General features: G+C 47.5%; 14 protein-coding genes. 7 read left to right on the top strand and 7 right to left on the bottom strand.

All coding sequences use genetic code 11. The features are described 5' to 3' along the window. Positions 1–683 precede the first annotated feature (683 nt). The 3 genes from rho to HMPREF9304_RS07850 are packed head-to-tail and all read left to right on the top strand — an operon-like array spanning position 684 to position 6,472. Entirely contained in the window at positions 684–2,675 is a 1,992-nt protein-coding gene (rho, locus tag HMPREF9304_RS07860) for a transcription termination factor Rho (protein WP_036928075.1), read from the top strand. 2 nt (positions 2,676–2,677) lie between these two features. Continuing rightward, the gene (uvrA, locus tag HMPREF9304_RS07855; protein WP_036928073.1) at positions 2,678–5,515 is read left to right on the top strand and encodes an excinuclease ABC subunit UvrA; all 2,838 of its coding nucleotides are present in this window, start codon (positions 2,678–2,680) and stop codon (positions 5,513–5,515) included. Between the two features lie 45 nt (positions 5,516–5,560). After that, entirely contained in the window at positions 5,561–6,472 is a 912-nt protein-coding gene (locus tag HMPREF9304_RS07850) for a glycosyltransferase family 2 protein (RefSeq protein WP_036928070.1), read from the top strand. Between the two features lie 954 nt (positions 6,473–7,426). Here the strand turns inward: HMPREF9304_RS07850 and HMPREF9304_RS07845 are convergent. Next, entirely contained in the window at positions 7,427–9,631 is a 2,205-nt protein-coding gene (locus tag HMPREF9304_RS07845; protein ID WP_036928067.1) for a S9 family peptidase, read from the bottom strand. Positions 9,632–9,696: 65 nt separating this feature from the next. On the opposite strand from HMPREF9304_RS07845, the gene mnmL reads away from it, so the two are divergent. Continuing rightward, the gene (mnmL, locus tag HMPREF9304_RS07840; protein WP_036928065.1) at positions 9,697–10,620 is read left to right on the top strand and encodes a tRNA modification radical SAM protein MnmL/YtqA; all 924 of its coding nucleotides are present in this window, start codon (positions 9,697–9,699) and stop codon (positions 10,618–10,620) included. A gap of 53 nt (positions 10,621–10,673) precedes the next feature. On the opposite strand, the gene tsaA is transcribed toward mnmL, so the two are convergent. The 3 genes from tsaA to HMPREF9304_RS07830 form a co-directional block, all read right to left on the bottom strand. Beyond that, positions 10,674–11,363, bottom strand: coding sequence for a tRNA (N6-threonylcarbamoyladenosine(37)-N6)-methyltransferase TrmO (gene tsaA, locus HMPREF9304_RS07835; RefSeq protein WP_036928077.1), 690 nt, complete (start codon positions 11,361–11,363; stop codon positions 10,674–10,676). Between the two features lie 830 nt (positions 11,364–12,193). Further along, positions 12,194–12,301, bottom strand: a complete 108-nt coding sequence (locus tag HMPREF9304_RS14450; RefSeq protein ID WP_154653941.1) for a smalltalk protein — start codon at positions 12,299–12,301, stop codon at positions 12,194–12,196. A 25-nt stretch (positions 12,302–12,326) separates the two neighbouring features. Beyond that, positions 12,327–12,791 (bottom strand): HU family DNA-binding protein, encoded by a 465-nt coding sequence (locus tag HMPREF9304_RS07830; protein ID WP_036928062.1) that lies wholly within the window; start codon positions 12,789–12,791, stop codon positions 12,327–12,329. 2,000 nt (positions 12,792–14,791) lie between these two features. Here HMPREF9304_RS07830 and HMPREF9304_RS07825 point away from each other — a divergent pair. Then, complete coding sequence (locus tag HMPREF9304_RS07825) at positions 14,792–15,406, top strand: DUF4840 domain-containing protein (protein WP_036928060.1); 615 nt, start codon at positions 14,792–14,794, stop codon at positions 15,404–15,406. A 138-nt stretch (positions 15,407–15,544) separates the two neighbouring features. Here HMPREF9304_RS07825 and HMPREF9304_RS07820 read toward each other — a convergent pair whose 3' ends face one another. After that, the gene (locus HMPREF9304_RS07820) at positions 15,545–16,828 is read right to left on the bottom strand and encodes an O-acetylhomoserine aminocarboxypropyltransferase/cysteine synthase family protein (RefSeq protein ID WP_008122266.1); all 1,284 of its coding nucleotides are present in this window, start codon (positions 16,826–16,828) and stop codon (positions 15,545–15,547) included. 198 nt (positions 16,829–17,026) lie between these two features. On the opposite strand from HMPREF9304_RS07820, the gene HMPREF9304_RS07815 reads away from it, so the two are divergent. Beyond that, positions 17,027–18,676, top strand: a complete 1,650-nt coding sequence (locus HMPREF9304_RS07815; RefSeq protein ID WP_052046019.1) for a sulfatase family protein — start codon at positions 17,027–17,029, stop codon at positions 18,674–18,676. Between the two features lie 529 nt (positions 18,677–19,205). Here HMPREF9304_RS07815 and HMPREF9304_RS07810 read toward each other — a convergent pair. Further along, a complete protein-coding gene (locus HMPREF9304_RS07810) occupies positions 19,206–20,672 on the bottom strand; it encodes a BspA family leucine-rich repeat surface protein (RefSeq protein WP_036928058.1) in 1,467 nt (488 codons plus the stop codon). Positions 20,673–20,926: 254 nt separating this feature from the next. On the opposite strand from HMPREF9304_RS07810, the gene HMPREF9304_RS07805 reads away from it, so the two are divergent. Then, positions 20,927–21,361, top strand: coding sequence for a D-Ala-D-Ala carboxypeptidase family metallohydrolase (locus tag HMPREF9304_RS07805; protein ID WP_036928056.1), 435 nt, complete (start codon positions 20,927–20,929; stop codon positions 21,359–21,361). 12 nt (positions 21,362–21,373) lie between these two features. On the opposite strand, the gene HMPREF9304_RS07800 is transcribed toward HMPREF9304_RS07805, so the two are convergent. After that, complete coding sequence (locus tag HMPREF9304_RS07800) at positions 21,374–22,264, bottom strand: hypothetical protein (RefSeq protein ID WP_036928054.1); 891 nt, start codon at positions 22,262–22,264, stop codon at positions 21,374–21,376. Positions 22,265–22,355 lie beyond the last annotated feature (91 nt).

The raw sequence follows: 22,355 nt of genomic DNA, 5'->3' as shown, positions 1-22,355 counted from the left end.
CGTAACCATGGCTGCTGCACACTCCGCAGGATTATTTTGCTTTTGGGGCTTCGCCCCGTCCCTGCTNATAACNTTGGNTGCTNAACATTCCGCTGGATTATTTTCCTGTTCGGGCTTCGCCCCTTATTGCTTGTATTGTGATTACTACACATTGCCCTGGGCTGTATTCCCTTTGGGGCTTCGCCCCGTCCTTGCTCGTAACCACAGTTGCTGCACATTGCACTATTCGAACATCGTTCCACTATTGCTCGTAACCATGGCTGCTGCAATACCCGATATTCTCTTGGTTCATGGAATGTACTGTTTGCCGCAACAGGATTTCACGAGTTTTCACGACACGTCCGTGTCGTTCTGTGTCATTCCGTTGCTACGATGAAAAATATTTTTCCGTTGCATCGTAACAGGGTGTGAGGTTGCAACAAGGATATTTTTTAACAACGAAAGAAGCGAAAGAAACGAAAATACTGTGCAAGTTTTTTTTACTTCCAACAAGTCTGCGAGGGAGTTGGCGAACCACTGACAACAGAGGAGGAAAGATGTTAACAAAGATTAAACGTTAAAAATAATACGTTCGCCCCACTCCATAGCCGTCAACTTTTTTGTATCTTTGCATCAAATAAAAAACATACCGCTCGTTTCTGTTCTGAAACGACACTATTTCAATCAACACTTATTATACTAAAATGTATAGCAAAGACGAATTATCATCTAAGGATGTCCGAGAATTGACGGATATCGCACAAGAATTGGGTGCAAATCTTGATGCAACACAAACGCCCGAACAACTCATAGATACCATACTCGAGAAACAAAATGCAGACGATGACAACAGTGCTTCGACAGGAACGAAGCGCAAGAGAGTCCGTATTGCTAAGCACGAAATCGACAGAGTGTATTCGGTGAATGGCAAGGAGGGCGAAAACTTTGACCTGAAGAAAAACAGACCAGTCAACGAACCTATTTCCCTGTTTAAGGACCAGTTGGAGGAAGACACCCCCGCAGATGATGAAACGCCTGCACTCTCGCCCGAAGAAGAGTTGGCTGCCATGCCCAAACACCGTGGTAGAAAAACGAAGAGAGAACTTGAACTCTTGGCAATGATTGAAGCCAAAAACAAAGAAAATGCGCTAACCTCACAAGAGGAAGAGCAGAAAGCGGAGGAAGAAAAGTCTGCTGACACTTCCCTCACAGAGGAGGACAACGCCATTCCTGAAGAACAAGGAGAAGAGGTGATACCCGAAGAAAACGCCACTGCCACATCTGAAGAGCCTCACAAAGAGCAAGGGATGAGCAACCTCTTGGCACAATTACAGGCGAAAGTAGATGCACACAACGAAAACGTACAAGAACACCGAGAGAATGTCATGGACGGAATTTGGGAAGGCGACCCCGGCGACGGCACCGACTTCATTATCGTGCAAGACCTGCCCATCATGGATCAAGGTGCAGTGCCTAACTTTGACATGTTAGACAATCCCACCACTCCTATCAATCCTCCCACTTCATACCAAGCTCCCACCCCTATGACCAACGCCAATCAGCCTGCATACGATTTTGCAGACCTCATACAAGCCAACGGAGTGTTAGAAACCATGCCCGATGGCTATGGCTTCTTGCGTTCCAGTGATTACAACTACCTCTCATCGCCCGATGATGTCTATGTTGCCAGTTCGCAAATCAAGAAATACGGTCTGAAGACAGGAGATGTAGTACAATGCCGTGTACGTCCACCTCACGACGGAGAAAAATACTTTCCACTCACCACCATTGACAAAATCAACGGTCGCAATCCCAACGAGGTACGTGACCGCATCCAGTTTGAACACCTCACACCCCTCTTCCCTGACGAGAAGTTCACGCTCTGCGGTGATCGCGAAACCACGAATCTATCGACCCGCATCGTCGACCTCTTCTCACCTATCGGTAAGGGGCAGCGTGCGCTCATCGTGGCACAACCCAAGACTGGTAAAACCATCTTGATGAAAGACATTGCCAATGCCATTGCTGCCAACCACCCCGAGGCGTATCTCATGATGTTGCTCATTGACGAGCGACCCGAGGAGGTGACAGACATGGCACGCACGGTGAATGCAGAAGTCATCGCTTCCACCTTTGACGAACCTGCCGAGCGTCATGTGAAGATAGCAGGCATCGTCTTAGAGAAAGCCAAACGCATGGTGGAATGTGGACACGATGTGGTGATATTCCTCGACTCCATTACCCGATTGGCGCGCGCCTACAACACGGTGAGTCCTGCCTCAGGCAAGGTCTTAACGGGTGGTGTGGATGCCAACGCACTGCAAAAGCCCAAACGATTCTTCGGTGCAGCCCGAAACATTGAGGGCGGAGGGTCGCTCACCATCATTGCCACAGCCCTCATCGACACAGGTAGCAAGATGGACGAAGTGATTTTTGAGGAGTTCAAAGGTACAGGAAACATGGAGTTGCAACTGGATCGCTCACTCTCCAACAAGCGCATCTTCCCAGCGGTCAACTTGGTGGCATCGAGTACACGACGCGACGACTTGCTGCAAGACAAGACCACACTCGACAGGATGTGGATTTTGCGCAAATACATTGCCGACATGAATCCCGTGGAGGCAATGCACACGCTGCACGACCGCATGGTGAGAACCCGCAACAACGAAGAGTTTCTGTTGTCGATGAACTCGTAAACATGAACGAAGATATAGAAATAAAGGGTGCTCGTGTCAACAATCTGAAAAACATCAGCATCCGTATTCCACGCAATCAACTGATTGTCATTGCCGGACTTTCCGGCTCTGGCAAATCCTCGTTGGCCTTCGACACACTCTATGCCGAAGGTCAACGCCGCTATGTAGAATCGCTCTCTGCCTATGCACGCCAGTTCTTGGGGCGCATGAGCAAGCCCGAATGCGACTTCATCAAGGGGCTGCCCCCTGCCATTGCCATTGAGCAACGGGTCATTGCACGCAATCCGCGCAGCACGGTAGGCACCTCTACCGAGATATACGAATACCTGAAACTGCTGTTTGCACGCATCGGCAAAACCTTTTCGCCCATCAGCGGTGAAGAGGTGAAGAAGCATTCTACCGACGACTTGGTGGACTGCATGCTGCAATATTCCGCAGGCACCAAGTTTGCGGTGGTATCACCCCTGCACCTCATTGAGGGGCGAACACTGGAGAAACAACTCGAAATGGAGATACAAGAAGGCTACACCCGACTGTGGCTGAACAACGAGTTTGTGCGCATTGACGACCTCTTGCAAGACAAGGCGGCACTCAAGGCAATCCCTCTCGACCAGATTTTCCTCCTCATCGACCGCCTATCGGTGAACAATGACAAAGATACCATTTCACGATTAACCGATTCGGCAGAAACTGCCTTCTACGAAGGGCACGGCGAATGTATGCTCGTGTTCTTCCCTTCCAACATCACCTATCACTTCTCCACACGCTTCGAAGCCGACGGCATGAAGTTCGAGGAACCCAACGACAACCTCTTTTCGTTCAATTCGCCCTTAGGAGCCTGCCCCACCTGCGAGGGTTTTGGTAGCATCATTGGCATTGACGAGAAGTTAGTCATTCCCAACACCACCCTCAGCGTGTACGACGGTTGTGTACAGTGCTGGCACGGCGAGAAGATGGGCGAATGGAAAAACGAATTTTGCCGACGGGCTGCCCAAGACAACTTCCCCATTTTCAAACCTTATCTGGAACTGTCGCGCAAAGAGAAAGACATGTTGTGGCACGGACTGCCCTCAGAAAAGCAAAAGGACATTCACGACCAAGTGAGCATTGATGCCTTCTTCCAAATGGTGAAGGAGAACCAATACAAAATACAATACCGTGTCATGATGAGCCGATACAGGGGCAGAACTGTGTGTCCTACCTGTCACGGCACACGGTTGAAGCAAGAAGCCAGTTGGGTGAAAATTCAAGGCATGTCTATCACCGACTTGGTGGAGATGCCCATTGTCAACCTCAAGCAATGGTTCAATGAGCTGACACTCGATGAACACGACCAGCAAATAGGCAAGCGACTGCTCACCGAAATCAACAATCGCTTGCAATTCCTCCTCGATGTGGGCTTGGGTTATCTCACGCTCAACCGACAGTCGAACACCCTCAGTGGCGGCGAGAGTCAGCGCATCAACCTCACCACCTCATTGGGCAGCTCGCTCGTAGGTTCGCTCTACATCTTGGACGAGCCAAGCATCGGTCTGCACAGTCGTGACACGCAGCGACTCATTGAGGTGCTGAAAAAGCTGCAAGCCTTAGGCAACACCGTCATGGTGGTAGAACACGACAAAGAAATGATGTGCGCTGCCGACACCCTCATCGACGTGGGTCCCGATGCAGGACGATTGGGAGGCGAGATTGTGTTCAATGGACCGCTCCAAGAGGTGTTACAACATCCTGCGGAAATGGCACGCAAATATCCACGTTCGCACACCATACAATACCTCACAGGCAACGAGACCATTGATATGCCCACCTCCAGACGGTCGTGGAACCATGCTATCAAAGTGGTAGGAGCACGCCAAAACAACCTGAAAGGCATTGATGTCAGCTTTCCGCTCAACGTACTTACTGCCGTTACGGGCGTCAGCGGTTCGGGAAAATCAACACTCGTCAAGGGTATTCTCTACCCTGCGTTGAAACGTCATCTCAACGAGGTGGCAGAGCAGCCCGGCGAATACATCTCCTTAGAAGGCGACTGGAAATACATCCAGCACGCGGAGTTTGTCGACCAAAACCCCATTGGCAAGAGTTCGCGAAGCAATCCTGCCACTTATGTCAAAGCGTATGATGCCATTCGACAACTGTTTGCCGAACAGCCATTGGCAAAACAATTAGGTTTTTCGGCACAATACTTCTCCTTCAACACCGAAGGCGGACGCTGCGAGGAGTGCAAGGGCGCAGGCACCATTACCGTGGAGATGCAATTCATGGCTGATTTGGAATTAGAATGCGAGGCTTGTCACGGTCAGCGTTTTAAGAAAGATGTGTTAGACGTTCGTGTGGCAGGAAAGAACATCAACGACGTGCTGAACATGACCATTGCCGAAGCCATCGAGTTTTTCGATGCGTTGCAACAGAAGTCGATTGTCGCCCGATTGCAACCACTCTATGATGTGGGCTTAGGATACATCAAATTAGGACAAAGCTCCTCTACCCTCTCGGGCGGTGAAAATCAACGTGTGAAACTGGCTTACTTCATCGGACGTGAGAAGCAGGAACCCACGCTGTTCATCTTCGACGAGCCTACCACAGGACTTCATTATTTGGACATCAAGCGTTTGCTGTCGGCATTCGACGCACTGCTCAATCGAGGGCACTCCATCCTTGTCATCGAACACAACTTGGATGTGATTCAGTATGCCGACCATGTCATCGACCTCGGACCCGACGGAGGAGACAAAGGGGGTAACTTGGTGGCTACTGGCACGCCCGAAGAGATAGCGAAATGCAAAGACAGCGTGACGGGGCAGTATCTCAAGCGAGAGCTGCACAAAGAACAGTTCTAACGACAGCCAACACCAACCTCCCAACGCACAGCGCAAACCTGAAACATGAATCGCACCGAACTCTCTATCCTCATTCCCACCTACAACGATTGTTGTGCAGAACTGGTGAACAGCTTGGCACAACAAGCCATGCGTTTGTCGGGTTTAAGCTATGAGATAATCGTGTTAGATGATGCATCTAACCGCCCTAAAGTATTACTTCAAGCTGCTTACATTAATGAGTTAAGAAACACACGGTTCGTGCGTAGAGAAACGAATGTGGGACGTGCCAAAATACGCAACATCCTTACTTCCATGGCACGCTATCGGTGGCTCCTTTTCTTAGACAGCGACATGGAGATTGTCAGTCCTGATTTCTTGGAACGATACTTGCAAACACCCCCCGAAGCAACGGTGGTTCATGGTGGCAACTGCGTGCAGCGTGACAGGCTGCCGCACGATGGAACCCTGAGATATCGCTATGAAAAAGCGGCTGAACTAACGCAAGATGCCGCCCAACGCAACAAACAACCTTACCAGCAGTTTCACACTTCCAACTTTTTAGTGGCAAAGTGGGTCATGGAAGCGCACCCCCTTGACGAGCGCATACAGACCTATGGCTATGAGGATGTGCTGTTTGGAAAGACCTTGCGCACGGCAGGCATTCCTATTCTGCACATCGACAATCCCGTAGGCTTCGGCACGTTTGAGTCGAACCGCAGCTTTCTCGCTAAGACCGAAGAGGCAATGCACACCCTTTTTCAATACCGCAAAGAACTGGTGGGCTATTCCAACGTTTTACGTACCTATGCCCACCTGCGCCGTTTTCGGTTGGCATGGCTCGTTCGTCTGCTCTTTCTATGCGTAAAAAAAAGGATGAGAACCCAACTCCTGAGTACTCATCCCTCTCTTTTTGTCTTCAAATGTTATAAATTAGGCTTTTATGCGTCCTTGCCACACTGTCAACAGCAAGGATGATGCGCAAATTTTCCGCACGATTGCACAACGATAAACAAAGATTGATATTCTTGAACAACCAACGCAACTCCTGCAAGGGTAATTTTTTAACAACAAATAAAACAAAAAAAACGAATTTTCATTGTTGGAAATCCATGAACGCAGGCGTTCAACGAATGACACAAATTTAGCAAGACAACAATATTTTTTAGAACGTCGAATGATTTTATTGTGAAATCCTGTTGCGGCAAACAGTACATTCCATGAACCAAGAGAATATCGGGTATTGCAGTAGCAGGGATGGTTACGAGCAATAGTGGAACGAAGTCCGAATAGGGGCAATGTGCAGCAACCGTGGTTACGAGCAATGACGGGGCGAAGCCCCAAAAGGAATACAGCCCAGGGTAACACCCTGGGTTAGCGGTAGTTAACTAATTGCGCGCTGTAAGCGCAAAAGGAGCCAGTGAAATACTCGTTCGTTCCTTCCTTTTGCTCTTTCAGAGCGCAAATTACTTGATTCACTGTTACCCAGGGCGCTGCCCTGGGCTAATTTCCTATTGGGCTTTCAGCCCGTCTTTGCAGCGCGCAAACCCTTTACTCAAGATAAAACAACAGAATTTCAAGCCAATAAGGCAGCTGAAATAATATTTCTCATCATAGCAACGGAATAACACGGAACGACACGGACGTGTCGTGAAATCTCGCAAAAGTTTTTTCGTTGTTAAAAATAATTTTCCTGCTAAATTTGTTGTCCATTCGTAGAAAGCCTGCGTTCATTGGCTTTCCAGCAATGAAAATTCGTTGCTTTTTCTTTTATTCGTTGTTAAAAAATATTGTCTTTCGAAATTTGTTGCATTCGTTGAACGCCTGCGTTCATTGGCATTCCAGCAATAAAAAATTCGTTTCTTTTGTTTTATTCGTTGTTCAAAAATATTCAATTCGTTGTTAAAAAAAATATTCAATGTTAAGTGTGGCTTATTTTAGTTCATGTTGAAAGAATTGTGCTATTTGTCGCATCAAGTGATGACGGGTGTTACCGCCATAAATGCTGTGATTGCGGTTGGTGTAATAAATCTCACGGAAATCCTTATCCGCCTGCACCAAAGCATCAGAATATTCGAAAGTATGTTGCGGATGCACGTTATCGTCTGCCAAACCGTGACAAATCAACAATGCACCTTGCAACTGCGATGCACGCCCAATGGGATTGAGCGCATAACCGTCTGGATTCTCCTTTGGCGTGCGCATGTACCGCTCGGTATAAATGGTGTCATAGAAACGCCAGTCGGTGGGCGGTGCCACTGCCACGCCTGCCTTGAACACGCCACGCCCCTCGCTCATGCTCATGAGGGTGTTAAATCCGCCAAAGCTCCAACCCCAGATGCCTATTCTCTCTTTGTCTACAAAGGATTGCTTGCCCAACCAAAGCGCTGTCTCCACTTGGTCTTTCGACTCTAAGTCGCCCAAACGCTGGTACACCACCTTTTCAAAAGCAGCACCACGACCGCCCGTGCCTCGCCCGTCGACACACACCACGATGAAGCCCTGCTGCGCCAAATAATAATCGAAAGCACCACCTTGTCCCATGGAGCCTGCCTTCCACGCATCCACCACTTGCTGACTTCCGGGACCGCTGTATTGGAACAAGATGACGGGATAACGATGTGAAGGGTTGAAATTGGCAGGCTTCACCATCCAACCATCGAGCGTAACGCCTTCTGAGGTGGTGAAAGAGAATTTTTCCTTGGGCGTCCAACCGTATTTTGCCGTCTTCGCCAAGAGTGCTCGGTTGTCAATGCGTGTAGAGAGTACCTTCCCTTTTCGGTCACGAACGGTGTAAACATACGGATGATCGTAGTCGCTCCAAGTGTTGATAAAATATTGATAGTCACCCGAGAACAGTGCTTCGTTCCACCCTTCTTGAAGAGTGAGCCGCTCTTCCTTACCGTTGCGATGCGACACAAAGATTTGTCGGTCGTGTGGATTCAGTGCGGCAGCCTGATAATACACATCTCCTGTCTTTTCGTCATAGCCATAAAAGGCAGTAATATCGTATTTCCCGTTACCAATGGTACGCAACAGCTGACCGTTCATATTGTACAGATAGCCGTTCATGTACCCGTCTCTGTCGCTCGGCAAGAGGAGGGTGCTCTCTCCTATTTTGATGCCTTCCATGGCTTCTTCTTTAACATAGTTGGGCACCTTTTCTTTGATCAGCAGTGTCGCCACCGTACTCGATGGATTGACCGCAAAGAGGTTCAGCTCGTCTTGATGCCGATTCATCGTATAGACAAGAATGCGATTGGGGTCATTGGTAGGCTTGATACGAGGGATATAGCCGTCAGCGTCCAAGGGAACTTGCAGCTGGCGCGTCTGATGACTCTTCACATCAAAGCTCCACACCGATACCTGCGCATTGTCCTGCCCTGCTTTGGGATATTTATAGGTGTACAGCCCCGGATATTCATCGTACTGCATTTGTGTGGGATGTGAGCCTTTGAAGAGTTGTAGCGAATAGCTCTTCACCTTCGATTCGTCATATTTAATCCAACAAATCTTGGTGCCATCGGCATTGAAACAGAACGAACGGTTGGTGCCAAACTCCTCTTCGTTCACCCAATCGGGGATGCCATTGATGATTTCGTTGAAGCGTCCATCCTTGGTTACCTGACTCTCGGCATTGTCGTACAACAGCTTGATAAGGTGCAGGTTGTTGTTGCGCACAAAGGCAATCTGCTTCCCGTCTGCCGACCACGTGGGTACTTGCTGCTTGCCACCCTCGGAGAGCGGCTCGAGTTTGGTGCTTGCCACCGTATAGATATAATAGTTGGCTTTGAACGAGCGGCGATAAATGCGCTCCGTAGCGGTCTGTATGAGCATCTTCGTGCCATCGGGCGAGAGTTCGTAGCCGTCAAACGAATTGATGGTCGAACCCATGGTATGCTTCACATCAAACAACACAGCCGTTTGTTTGCCGGTCTTGAACGAATATTGTACAATACGCTGCCCATCTTTGCTGATACTGGCATACTGGTCGGTACCCGGAATGGGACGAATGCCTGTCAACCGTTCGGCAGCAAAAGCACCGTCGGCAATATCTTTCAAGGTTATCTTCTCTGTAGCTTTCGCTGTGGTAAGTGCCATTAACAATATAAGGGCACAACTCATCATCTTTTTCATTGGCTTAAAAAATCTTCTATCATTAGCATTGCAAAGATAACGATATTTGCGTAATTTTGCAAACGATGGAACAACTATATCGTGACTTTGGTTCGTGGATTCGCGAGCAATTTCCCTTTCGGGTGCAGAAGATTTCTATTGATGCAGGTTTTACCTGTCCCAATCGAGACGGCAGCATTGGTACTGGCGGCTGCACCTACTGTAATAATCACACTTTCAACCCTTCGTACTGCGACCCTCACCAGCGCATCACGGCACAATTAGAAGAGGGCAAGCGATTTTTTGCACGCAAGTATCCCGACATGAAATACTTGGCTTATTTTCAAGCCTACACCAACACCTATGGTTCCATTGCGTCGTTACGGTCGATGTACGAAGAGGCACTCAGGGTAGAAGACGTGGTGGGCATCGTTATCGGAACGCGCCCCGACTGCATGAGTGAGGAGTTGCTCGATTATTTGGAAGAACTGAATCGGAAAACCTTCTTGTTGGTGGAATATGGTGTAGAAACAGCCAACGACGATACCCTGCGCCGCATCCGTCGTGGACACACCTTTGCAGAGAGCCAGCACGCCATTGAGTGCACGCACCAACGGGGCATCCGCACGGGAGCACACATCATTGTTGGACTTCCTGGTGAATTGGCTTCAGAAACCATTGCGCAGGCACCGCTCATCTCGGCACTGCCCATCGACATTTTGAAGATTCACCAGTTGCAAATCATTCAGCATACCCAACTGGCTCGTGAATATAGGGAAAAGCCTTTTCATGTGTACACGGTCGATGAATACATGGACGTGATGATACGCTATTTAGAGCAGCTGCGCCCAAACTTGGTCATCGAACGCTTTGTCAGTCAGTCGCCACCACAACTTCTCATTGCTCCACAATGGGGACTAAAAAACTATGAGTTTACCGAAAAGCTCTGCAAGCGTATGCGTGAGCTGCACACCTTTCAAGGAAGAAGATACGAGGAAACAAGTATTTGATGAAAGTAACATTCAATGCGCATGAGGTGACACAAGCCTACGCTTGCTCGCTTCTATCGCTCCACACTCACTACTTCAACGGTCTTGCCCCCGATGACACGAAATTTCACCTCTTTGTCTGCAAATGGCATTCCATACGTCTTCGTGTCCTCTGCATGATAAGCAGGACGGGGATCTAATGCCAATATCGCTAACAGCGTTTGTCGCTCTTCGGCAGTAAAGGCTGAAGAAAATTCCGCAGGCATCCTTACGTCCAAGTGTTTTAGTTTCGACAAATCTGTAAATCCGCTCCGTGCATCTGCATGACTATCGGTAAAGGGAAGGTAGGGTTTGATGTCGTAAATGGGGGTGCCGTCCATCAAGTCGCCCCCTAACACGTGAAGCACAGGACCGCACTCGCTCTCCCACTCCACACGTTGCAAACGCACAGACGACAGTCCTATGGGATTGGGTCTGAAAGGCGAACGACTGGCAAAGACGCCCACCTTCTCGTTGCCGCCCAACAGCGGAGGACGCACCAACAAATGGGTAGCATCGTGTGGGTTGGCACTAAACTTCCACACCAACCACAAATAATCAAATCCCTCAATGCCTCGCAGCGCATGCACATCACGAAAGGCTGGCTCGAAAACCACCGTCCCTGCCAACTGTGGCACCACACCACTCTGTTTGGGAATGCCAAACTTGGAGGCAAAGGGCGAATGAAAATAGGCAATGGGTCTTAACACAAATTCATCATTCATACCGTCATCTTGTTTTTGCAAAGATACGATGAATCCGTGCAAAATTCAAATTTTTCGCTATTCCTTTAAGGGGGATACGGTTCTTTCATTGAAGGGCAAGTGTACCTACTATCCAGCGCGCTGTAAGCGCAAAAAGAGCCAGTGAAATACTCGTTCGTTACTTCCTGTTGCTCTTTCAGAGCGCAAATTACTTTGTTCACTATTACCCAGGGCGCTGCCCTGGGCTAATTTCCTATTGGGCTTTCAGCCCGTCTTTGCAGCAGGCAAACCCTTTGCTCAAGATAAAACAACAGAATTTCAAGCCAATAAGGCAGTGGAAATAATATTTCTCATCGTTGCAACGGAAGGACACGGAACGACACGGACGTATCGTGAAATCACACACAAATTTCATTCGTTGTAAAAAAATATTGTTGTCTTGCTAAATTTGTGTCATTCGGTGAACGCTGGCGTTCATTGATTCCCAGAATCGGATTTGTTGGATTGGTTTAATTTGTTGTTAAAACAAAAAAAACATGATTGTTGTAACAACAAATGACTTTATCAATGAAAATCCGTGTGGGGCAGCACGTCCGCGTTCTTCCGTGATATTCCGTTGCTAAAACGAAATAGTTTGCTGAGGCTGAAAACAATCAAACAAAACAACAGTAACACCCAACCAAAAAGAGCCAACCCTTTTGTGAGTTGGCTCTTTGCTTTCAGAGGATTCTTGAACAGCTGAGAATGGCTACTATCGCTGCTGCCAAGAGAAGAATGTTGATACAAAACCGTAAATAGACATTCCAAACAGCCAATTGTTTGGCTAAAGGACTCACAGACTCGTTGGCTCTTCAGCGTTCGTCTGTGACGTCGTGATCTTGTTGACTAAGAATGCCTAATACGGCTGTGGCAATCGTGATAATCAATTTAATGATGAGTTTCCAGTTGGTGTTTTTCATGGTTCTTTCCTTTCTCTATACTCGCTTATCCGTTGGTCGATGGAGAGGCGGGAGTTGCTGGTTTGGTGGTATCCACAGCGTTCTTCGGTGCTTCTTGTACACTAAGTTTGTCCAAGAACTTGCGACTGCGTTTCATTCCCTTGCCACCGCCCTTCATCTCGGGGATGAAGTTCACGCGGAAGTTCACCACGTTCTCGCTGACGTTGAACTTAGCTGCGGTATCGGCGGGTTTGGTGCGCATACCTATTTTGAACAAGCCAAAACCGTTCAACTTCACTACGTGACTGGCTTGCAATTCGTCTTGCATCACCTCTACCAATTCAGAAAGTACTGCGAGTACGTCACTGCGTTTTACAGTACAGTTGCGCTGAATGCGTTCTGCCAGCACATCCGTTTCTGTCATTTGGGTATGAATAGCGCGTGCATACCACTTACCTTTAGTCTTAGAATCTTTCTTGTTGTTCTGATACAACTTGTACATTACTGCCATAATTTTGTGTGTTTTTAGGGTTAATATGATAAATGTAAATCAGTCATCTCTCTGACTGACGATGCAAAGATACAACATTTGTCTCCGCATGTCAATGATTCATGATAGGCTTCAATGCTGCAAAAGCTATCACTTATCACCTAGCCCTTGTTCACACCCACTACGGATATAAATATAGGTAAGAATATAAGGTACAGAGCAGTAACCAATTAAAATGGTGTCAGCAAAGACGCACATCAGCAAAGACGGGCTGAAAGCCCAATAAGAATACAGCCCAGGGTAACACCCTGGGTAGCAGTGAACAAGGTAATTTGCGCGCTGTAAGCGCAAAAGGAAGGAACGAACGAGTATTTCACTGACTCCTTTTGCGCTTACAGCGCGCTAAATAGACTCGCACAATATACCCAGGGCGTTGCTCTGGGCTTTACACCCATTGGGGCTTCGCCCCGTCCTTGCTCGTAACCATAATTCGCTGCACGTTGCCCTGACTATACACCTATTGGGGCTTCGCCCCCGTCCTTGCTCGTAACCATAATTCGCTGCACGTTGCCCTGACTATACGCCTGTTGGGGCTTCGCCCTTTTGCTCGTAACATCAACTGCAAAATAACAACACATACATCACTACAAATTAGTATGAAAAGTTTGCACGTCAGCAAAGACGGGCTGAAAGCCAAACAAACGTATAACAGTAATTAAGTGAAATAATAGCAGCCAGCAAAATAATGGTGTTCAATTTGCACGGCAGCAAAGACAGGCTAAAAACCAAACAAACGTATAACAGCAATTAAGTGAAATAATAGCAACCAGCAAAATAATGGTGGTCAATTTGCACGGCAGCAAAGACGGGCTGAAAGCCCAATAAGAATACAGCCCAGGGTAACACCCTGGGTAGCAGTGAACAAGGTAATTTGCGCGCTGTAAGCGCAAAAGGAAAGAGAAAAACACATCACTGGCTCCTTTTGCGCTTACAGCGCGCTAAATAGTTGATGCACTTGTACCCAGGGCGTTGCCCTGGGCTGTATTCCCATTGGGGCTTCGCCCCGTCCTTGCCCGTAACATCAGCTGCTATGCAATGCTTTGTGGTTATCATTTTGTTAAAACTTCGCCCCGCCCTTGCTCATAACCATTTCTGCTGAACGTTTCCCTGACTATACGTCTGTTGGGGCTTCGCCCCGTCTCTGCCCGTATCATCAGCTGCTATGCTATGCTTTGGGGTTATCATTTTGTTGAAACTTCGCCCCGTCCTTGCTTGTAACCATGTTCGCTGCACGTTGCCCTAACTATACGTCTGTTGGGGCTTCGCCCCGCAGTTGCTAAGCGTTTGTTGATTTGAGGAACTAAACTCTAAACCTTAAACTCTACACACTAAAAAAAATCTCCCCCCTCTCTTTATTCAGCATAACGCAATGAGTATGGAGCAGAGAGGAAGGGAGTGGGTGTTACCTTGAACGATCTTCTTACCGTTAGAATAACCATACCCAATATAAAAGAGGTGTGTAGAACACATCACATATTTGCCGGTTAGTCGTTAGATGCAGAACTGTCCGCACAACGATGACCTGCTGCGAGATGCAGAATTGTCCGCACAATGACCTGCTGCGAGATGCGAACGAGTGCGTACCGACAAGACAAGTGTCCTTACGAACTTGATCAGACACAGTGATGCACAATACCTCCAAGCTTGCTTTTATGAAATGATGCTGTTTTTCATCAAGGTGCTTTTCTCGCAATTTAGATTATTTTCACAAAGATAACTAAATTCTCCATACATCACAATCCTTTTTGAAAGAAAATACAATCCGTCTCCCTGATACGGATTATCCCGAAATGGAAGAATTAAAGTTTATACCGTTGATAATCAACCCATAACGATATATCACAAATGACACGCCCTCTACGTTGTTAATGTTTTTTAACTTCGGAAAGATGCAAGAATTGTCAGAATATGTGTTTATTAGACAAATAATATTTCAAATTTAATCCATTAAAATCATAAAAATGAAAAAGTATTTCAAAACATCATGGGCATCACTATTCGTTGTAGGATGTCTTGCTTTCAGTTTAACAGCGTGTCTGAACGAGAACGAAGACAACACGAAAAAGATTACCAAGGAAGAGGTGCAACAGGCATATCTCACTGTGGCAGGCACACACACGGGTAAGTTGGTGTTTCCTTTGAGTTACCCATTGACAGCAAGCACCAAAACCGACTCGCTCGATATCTCATGGGACGTGACGAGCGACTCAACCCTGCTCATCAAGCAGATGCCCGCCAAGGCTTTCGTGCCCAGCGTGCAGGACAATGACGTGAAAAACCTGCTGATGAAGGCAAAGCCACAAGACTTGAAGTGCAACATCGGATTTTACAGTCTCATGCCTGTTGCGTTTGTCATGCAACCCAAAATTCTCGAATATCAAGTGGAGAACAATGGCAAGCAAAGCAAGATTGAGGTGTTGTTCTACTTCAACGTGCGTGGAGCAGCTGGTGTATATAATGTGGGCAAAAAACGCTTCTTGGCACAACTCGTTGGTGGTGCAGTAAGAGTGGACGGACAACTGAAAGCAGAGTTCCCTCATGGACTATATCTCCAGTTGATAGAGCAAAAGAAGTAGCACCACACGGACAGGGAGCCATGCCTACAGCTCCATGTAACAAGAACGAAAGAACCCAGCCAACCCTGAATGATACAAGGGTTTAGCTGGGTTTTTCGATTTTCAACGTTATTTTGGCTAATTTATAGAACCAGCCTTTTAGCATTTCGCCAATGCCTGCTGGATGTCTGCCAACAAATCGGTTACATCCTCGATGCCCACCGACAATCGAATCAGCGTGGGATCGATGCCCGAGGCACGCAACTGCTCGTCGGTGAGTTGTCGGTGCGTATGACTGGCTGGATGCAGCACGCACGTCCTACTATCGGCAACATGGGTAGCGATATTGATGAGGCGAAGCGAATCCATGAAGCGAATAGCGGTGTCTCGATCGCCCTTCAAACCGAAGGCAATCACTCCACACGAGCCATTGGGCAGATATTTCTGTCCTAATGAATAATGCGCATCGTTCTTCAGTCCGCAATAGTGAATCCATGCCACTTGCTCCTGTTGTTCCAAGAATTCGGCAATCTGCTGCGCATTACGACAGTGCTGTGCCATGCGTAGGTGCAACGACTCCAATCCCAAATTGAGCAAATACGAGTTGTGTGGCGATGGTATCGACCCAAGGTCACGCATCAGCTGTGCCACCAATTTTGTGAGATATCCCATCTTGCCAAACGCCTTCGTGTACGTCAGTCCATGATACGACGCATCGGGGGTGCAAAGTCCGGGAAACTTCTCCGCATGCGCCATCCAGTCAAACTGTCCGCTGTCTACCACAGCACCGCCCACAGTGGCAGCATGTCCGTCCAAGTATTTGGTGGTAGAGTGCGTCACGATGTCACATCCCCACTCAAAAGGACGACAGTTCACAGGGGTAGCGAAAGTATTGTCCACAATCAGTGGCACCCCATTGCGATGGGCAATGCGGGCAAACTTCTCTATATCCAAGACATGACAGCCTGGGTTAGATATCGTTTCGCCAAACATCACACGTGTATTGGGACGGAAGGCTTGCTGTATCTCCTCGTCCGATGCCTCAGGATTGACGAAGGTGCAGTCGATGCCCATCTTCTTCATCGTCACACCAAAGAGGTTGTACGTGCCACCATAAATCTCGGTAGACGCCACAATATGACTCCCTGCCTCACAGATATTGAAGACAGCAAAGAAGTTGGCTGCCTGTCCGCTCGAAGTGAGCAAGCATCCCACGCCCCCTTCCAACTGTGCAATCTTCTTTGCCACCACATCGTTGGTAGGATTTTGCAACCTGCTGTAGAAATAGCCCTCCTTTTTCAAGTCAAACAACTGCGCCATCTCCTCGCTATTATCATATTTAAAGGTGGTACTCTGCACGATAGGCGGCTCCACTGGCTCGCCATTTTTTGGTTCCCAACCCCCACGAATACAGAGGGTTGCCCGTTTCAAATTTTTCTCCATAACTATTTATCTAAAAAATATACGTTTTGCAAAGGTATATGTTTTTTGAAAAAAATAGCTCATCTTTAACGTGTTTTTAGTATATTTGCAGCTGAATTAAACTAAAGATCTAGGAAAACTAGGAAATCTAGGAAATCTAGGAAATCTAGAAAACTAGGAAAACTAGAAAACTAAAAAAACTAAAAAACTCGTAAACTAATGCCCACCCACTACTCTCTCCCCGGCTCGCTGCTCCTCTTAGCACTGCAAGCCACCGCACAAAATCATCAACGCCCCAACATCCTCTACATCATGAGCGATGACCATGCCTACCAATGCATCAGCGCCTACGGTAGCAAGGTGTTTCGCCAAACGCCAACGCCCAACATCGACCGTATTGCTCGTGAAGGCATGCGCTTTGACAGGGCATTTGTAGAAAACTCCATCTCTACCCCTTCCCGAGCCTGCCTCATCACAGGACTCTATAGCCACCAAAACGGACAACGACAGTTGGCAGAAGGCATAGACACCACAAAGACATTCTTTAGCGAACTGCTGCAACAAGTTGGTTATCAGACTGCAGTAGTAGGAAAATGGCACATGATATGCAACCCGAAAGGCTTTGACTATTACCAAATCCTTGATGATCAAGGTCCCTACTTCAACCCCGATTTCCGCAGCAATCGCACCCATAATAAATATGTTCGCGAGCAGGGATACACCACAGAACTGATTACCAAGCACGCCATAGAATGGCTCGACAGCCGAGACAAGCAAAAGCCCTTCTGTCTCATGGTGCATCACAAAGCGCCCCACCGCAACTGGATGCCTGCCATACAAAACATGGGAATGTACGACAACGTCACCTTCCCTTTGCCACACTCATGGAACGACGACTTCAATACCCGAGGCAGTGCCACCCGAACACAGCGCATGGACATTGGACGAGACATGACCTTACAGTCGGACCTCAAGGTAGACACCAAGCACTTGGACAACCCCGACGGTAGCAGAGTGTTTGGAGAATGGTACCGACTGAACGAGGAACAGAAACCTGCCATACAACAATATTACACACAGCGTAGCCGAGACTTTGCTGCCGCCCATCTGCAAGGCGAAGCCCTCAGACAATGGAAATACCAAACCTACCTGCGCGACTACATGGCAGTGATACACTCTGTAGACGAAAGTGTGGGCGAGCTGCTCAACTATCTTGACAAGAACGGACTGCTCGACAACACCATCGTGGTGTACACCTCCGACCAAGGTTTCTATATGGGCGAACACGGCTGGTTCGACAAACGCTTCATGTACGAAGAAAGTTTCCGAACACCTCTCGTTGTGCGCTACCCCAAGGAGATAAAACCCGGTAGCGTGTCGCATCAACTCGTGCAGAACATTGACTACGCTCCCACCTTCCTCGATTATGCTGGCGTGAAGAAACCGAAGGAAATGCCGGGACGCTCGCTCAAGCCGCTCTTCAGAGCCGACTCCACACGTTGGCGGCACGACCTGTACTACCATTATTACGACTACCCCGCATGGCACATGGTGCGCAAGCACGACGGTGTGCGCACCGAACGCTACAAATTGGTGCACTTCTACGGAAAAGGAAGTGAGCGGGCAGTGGCAGAAAACAAATACCAGCGCATACCGGGCACACGCGAATACAACGGGTACATGGGCATGCTGCGCAGTGGATATATCGGCAACGACCCTGACATCAATTACGATGAACTGTACGACCTGCAAACCGACCCACTGGAACATCACAACCTCATTGACGACCCACGCTATGCCAAGGTGAAGAAGCAACTGCAACGAAAACTCGACAACTATCGCAAAAAGCTGAAAATAGACGAATATTAAGCAAGCCGAAGAGAATACTCCCATCATCTCATTCGCTCTACGGAGCTGATGAGGCTTTTTTTTTGTACGCTCGGCAGGGTATGCCACTCGAATGGGGTCGTATCTCGAATGGCAAACAGCTCTTTCATTTAAAAGGTCGTTTGTTGTCAAAAACTATCATGTTCTTTTGTTTTAACAACAAATTGAACAAAAGAAACAAATCCGATTGCTGGAATCAATGAACGCTGGCGTTCACCGAATGAAAGCGAATTTAGCAGAGACACACAACATGTTGATGTAGAAAGATTTGTTTCATTCGCAGAACGCTTGCGTTCATTGTCTTATTTCGTTGATTTGTTTTATTGGTTTCATTCGTTGTTAAACAACAATGTCCTTAAATGAAGCTGTGCGAATGGCACGTAAAATAGAAACCGCTGTATGCGGAACCGCATGTACGGTGGAGAGAGGTCGGTGAACACGAAAATAGGAGATAAACACCTATGATTAGTGTTTACCTCCTACTTCATTGCACATGATTGACCATCAATGGTTAGCGTTGCAATATCTTGCGACCATTCATGATCACAACACCCTTGTAGTTCTTGCTCACCTGCCTGCCACTGAGGTCGTATATTTTGCCATCACCCACCTTGCCGGCAGCCGTCACATGGTCAATGCCGTTGGTCTTGGCTGTGAAGTATCCCGTGGTGGGATTCGCCATCTCAATACCCGTTTTGCTGGAATCGTACGCCGCTCCCTCTCCTCTCAGGTTGGGGCAGCCGATAAACATTCCGGAGTGGTCTTTTACCTTGCCGCCCACGCTCCAATCATCGTTGCAGTAGATGGTGGTCAGGGAGCTGCAGTTATTGAACATGTCAGACATACGGAAAACCTTTGCTGTATTGAAATTAGTCAAGTTGAGGGATGTCAGGGAGCTACAGTTATGGAACATGGAAATTATACGTTTAACGTTTGCAGTATTGAAGTTAGTCAAGTCGAGCGATTCTAAGGAACTGCAGTCATGGAACATGCTAGACATATCGGTAACGTTTGCAGTATTGAAGTTAGTCAAGTTGAGCGATTTTAAGGAACTGCAGTTACAGAACATGCGAGACATGTCGGTAACTTTTGCAGTATTGAAGTTAGTCAAGTTGAGCGATTCTAAGGAACTGCAATTATAGAACATGTCGTACAAGTTGGTAACCTTTTCTGTATTGAAGTTACTCAAGTCGAGCGATTTTAAGGAACTGCAGTTACAGAACATGGAATACATGCTGGTAACCTTTTCTGTATTGAAGTTAGTCAAGTTGAGCGATTCTAAGGAACTGCAACCCATGAACATGTACCTCATGTCGGTAACCTTTTTTGTATTGAAGTTAGTCAAGTTGAGGGATGCTAAGGAACTACAGTTAGAGAACATGCCAGACATACGTTTAACGTTTGCAGTATTGAAGTTAGTCAAGTTGAGCGATGCTAAGGAACTGCAGTTATCGAACATGCTGCCCATATCGGTAACCTTTTCTGTATTGAAATTAGTCAAGTCGAGCGATTTTAAGGAACTGCAGTTATCGAACATGCCACACATATCGGTAACGTTTGCAGTATTGAAGCTGGTCAAGTCAATCGATATCAAGGAACTGCAACTCATGAACATGTACTTCATGTTAATGACATTTTCGGTATTAAGGTTTCGTATATCCTTGATGTCCTGCAAATTCACGCAGCGTTGGAACCAAGAATAGGTGGAGGTGGGGCGATAGTTGGCAAAGGACCCATCGAACACAGCATGCTTGATCTTGTCGTAAGGGGCAGTTTTGGTTCCTGCCCAGCCAGGAGTCGCACCTTTTGTTGGCATGTCGTAGCTGGTTCCCGAACGTGTGCTGCGCAAGTTGTCGTAGTAGAATGTGAGCGTGGAGTTGGCCTCGGTGAATACGGCGTAAGCCTCTTGTGCTGCCATGGGCAGGCTGCTCACGGTCGTCACGAGGGCGACAAGGAGTGAAAGTAAATGCTTTTTCATATCAATTGGTTATTAAGTGAATAAGCCTGTCTGAAAAGAACGGTATCGGCAACTGCATGCCACTTACAAGGTTTAATTTTACAAAAATAGACAAAATATTTTATAATGCAAGCATACCACACAGTTTTTTTCATTTCTCCAAGAACGGTGTACACGTCTGCTGCCGCTTTTCATCTGCGAAGCCTATTGGTCTCGTTCTCTCAGCTATCAGGAAAACACTACCTTTGAGTTGATATTAAAAACTCAAAGAAACCATGAAAACACAACAACTGAGCGAGCATTTTTCGCTCCACGAACTCGTAAGCTCGGCAACCGCCGACAAGTATCACATCAACAACATGCCTTACGGTGCCACGATGCGAAACCTGCGCATTCTGTGTCAAGAGGTCTTAGAACCCTTGCGCAAGGAGTTTGGTCCTATCTTCATCAACAGTGGCTATCGCTGTCCGCTCCTCAACCAGCTGCTCCACGGTGTGGGCAACTCGCAACATATGTATGGACAGGCTGCCGACATCCGTCTGAAGAGTGAGCAACAGGGGCAGGCTTACTTCGATTTCATCCTGACACACTGCGACTTCGACCAAATGCTCTTCGAGCACAGCAAGTTTGGTGTCATCTGGCTACACGTGAGTTGCAAGCCCAACAAGGCGCAAAATCGGCACATGGCACTACGACATCTGCGTGCTTAACACCGCTCGCAGCTAAGGCTGCAACTGATCGTTGTGCCAGCGATGAAAATCGTTGCGCGTCTTTCGGCCCTTCTGAAGCAATGCCAGAAGGTGCCTTTTTGCATCCTCCTCATCCACAATGGGTTTCCCCTGCGAATGCCGAATCATACGAAACCACTGCAAACAGTAATATCGGGTCTTGGCACTGCGATACACACAAAGTCCCGTGAGACTCTGCAAGCTCATCATGAAAGCGGCATCTCCGTACAAATGGTTCAAAATATCTTGCTCGCATTTTTGCAACTTCGCCTTCTTTTCGGCTACTTCGTGGGAGGTTGAAGCATGTGGATAAGCGTTCAAAGTCATTGCTTTAACGGGCTTATTACATGTATTTAGTCGCCTTAACTCATGTTGACAATCGGCTACAGACGGTGGTGTTGTGGCAGGACGTGGCGAATCATTCGATGCTGAGACAGGTTGCTCTTTTGCACTGGCAGCTTGCTTCGATGCCGAGACCGCTTGCTCGTTTGCTGCGGCAGCTTGCTTCGGTGGCGAGGGAGGCATGGGGGCAGCGGTTTGTTGTGGCGTGGGCTGAGGGATATGATTTTTATTCTTCTCGTCGTCGTCGGCTCGTGCGCGCATCGTCGTCGGATGATTGATATTTTTGATATTATTGATATCATTGATATTATTGATATTATTGATATATAGGGAGGGGTGCTGATTATCAACCACTTGCGAGGGGGTAAATTGAACGGTTCTCTCACGGTTCTCCAACGGTTGTTCGTTGGAAGTGTCACCATTCTCCACTGTTGACTTGTTATTATTCTTGATATTTTGTAGTGTTTTTTCCAGATAAGGACAATAAAAATATTCGTTGTCCACAGTGGTAAAAACTTCATAATCGTTGATGATATGCAGCAAATAGTTTTTCGACTTCTTACAGGTTCGCGTAATATTTCTTTCTGTGTTTTGATAAAAGGACTAACAAATCTTAAATTCTTTCAAAGTATGC

Origin of the sequence: Hoylesella timonensis S9-PR14 (assembly GCF_000762405.1) — a bacterium.
GTDB lineage: Bacteria > Bacteroidota > Bacteroidia > Bacteroidales > Bacteroidaceae > Prevotella > Prevotella timonensis_A.
This window is presented reverse-complemented; position numbering and strand designations above follow the sequence as displayed.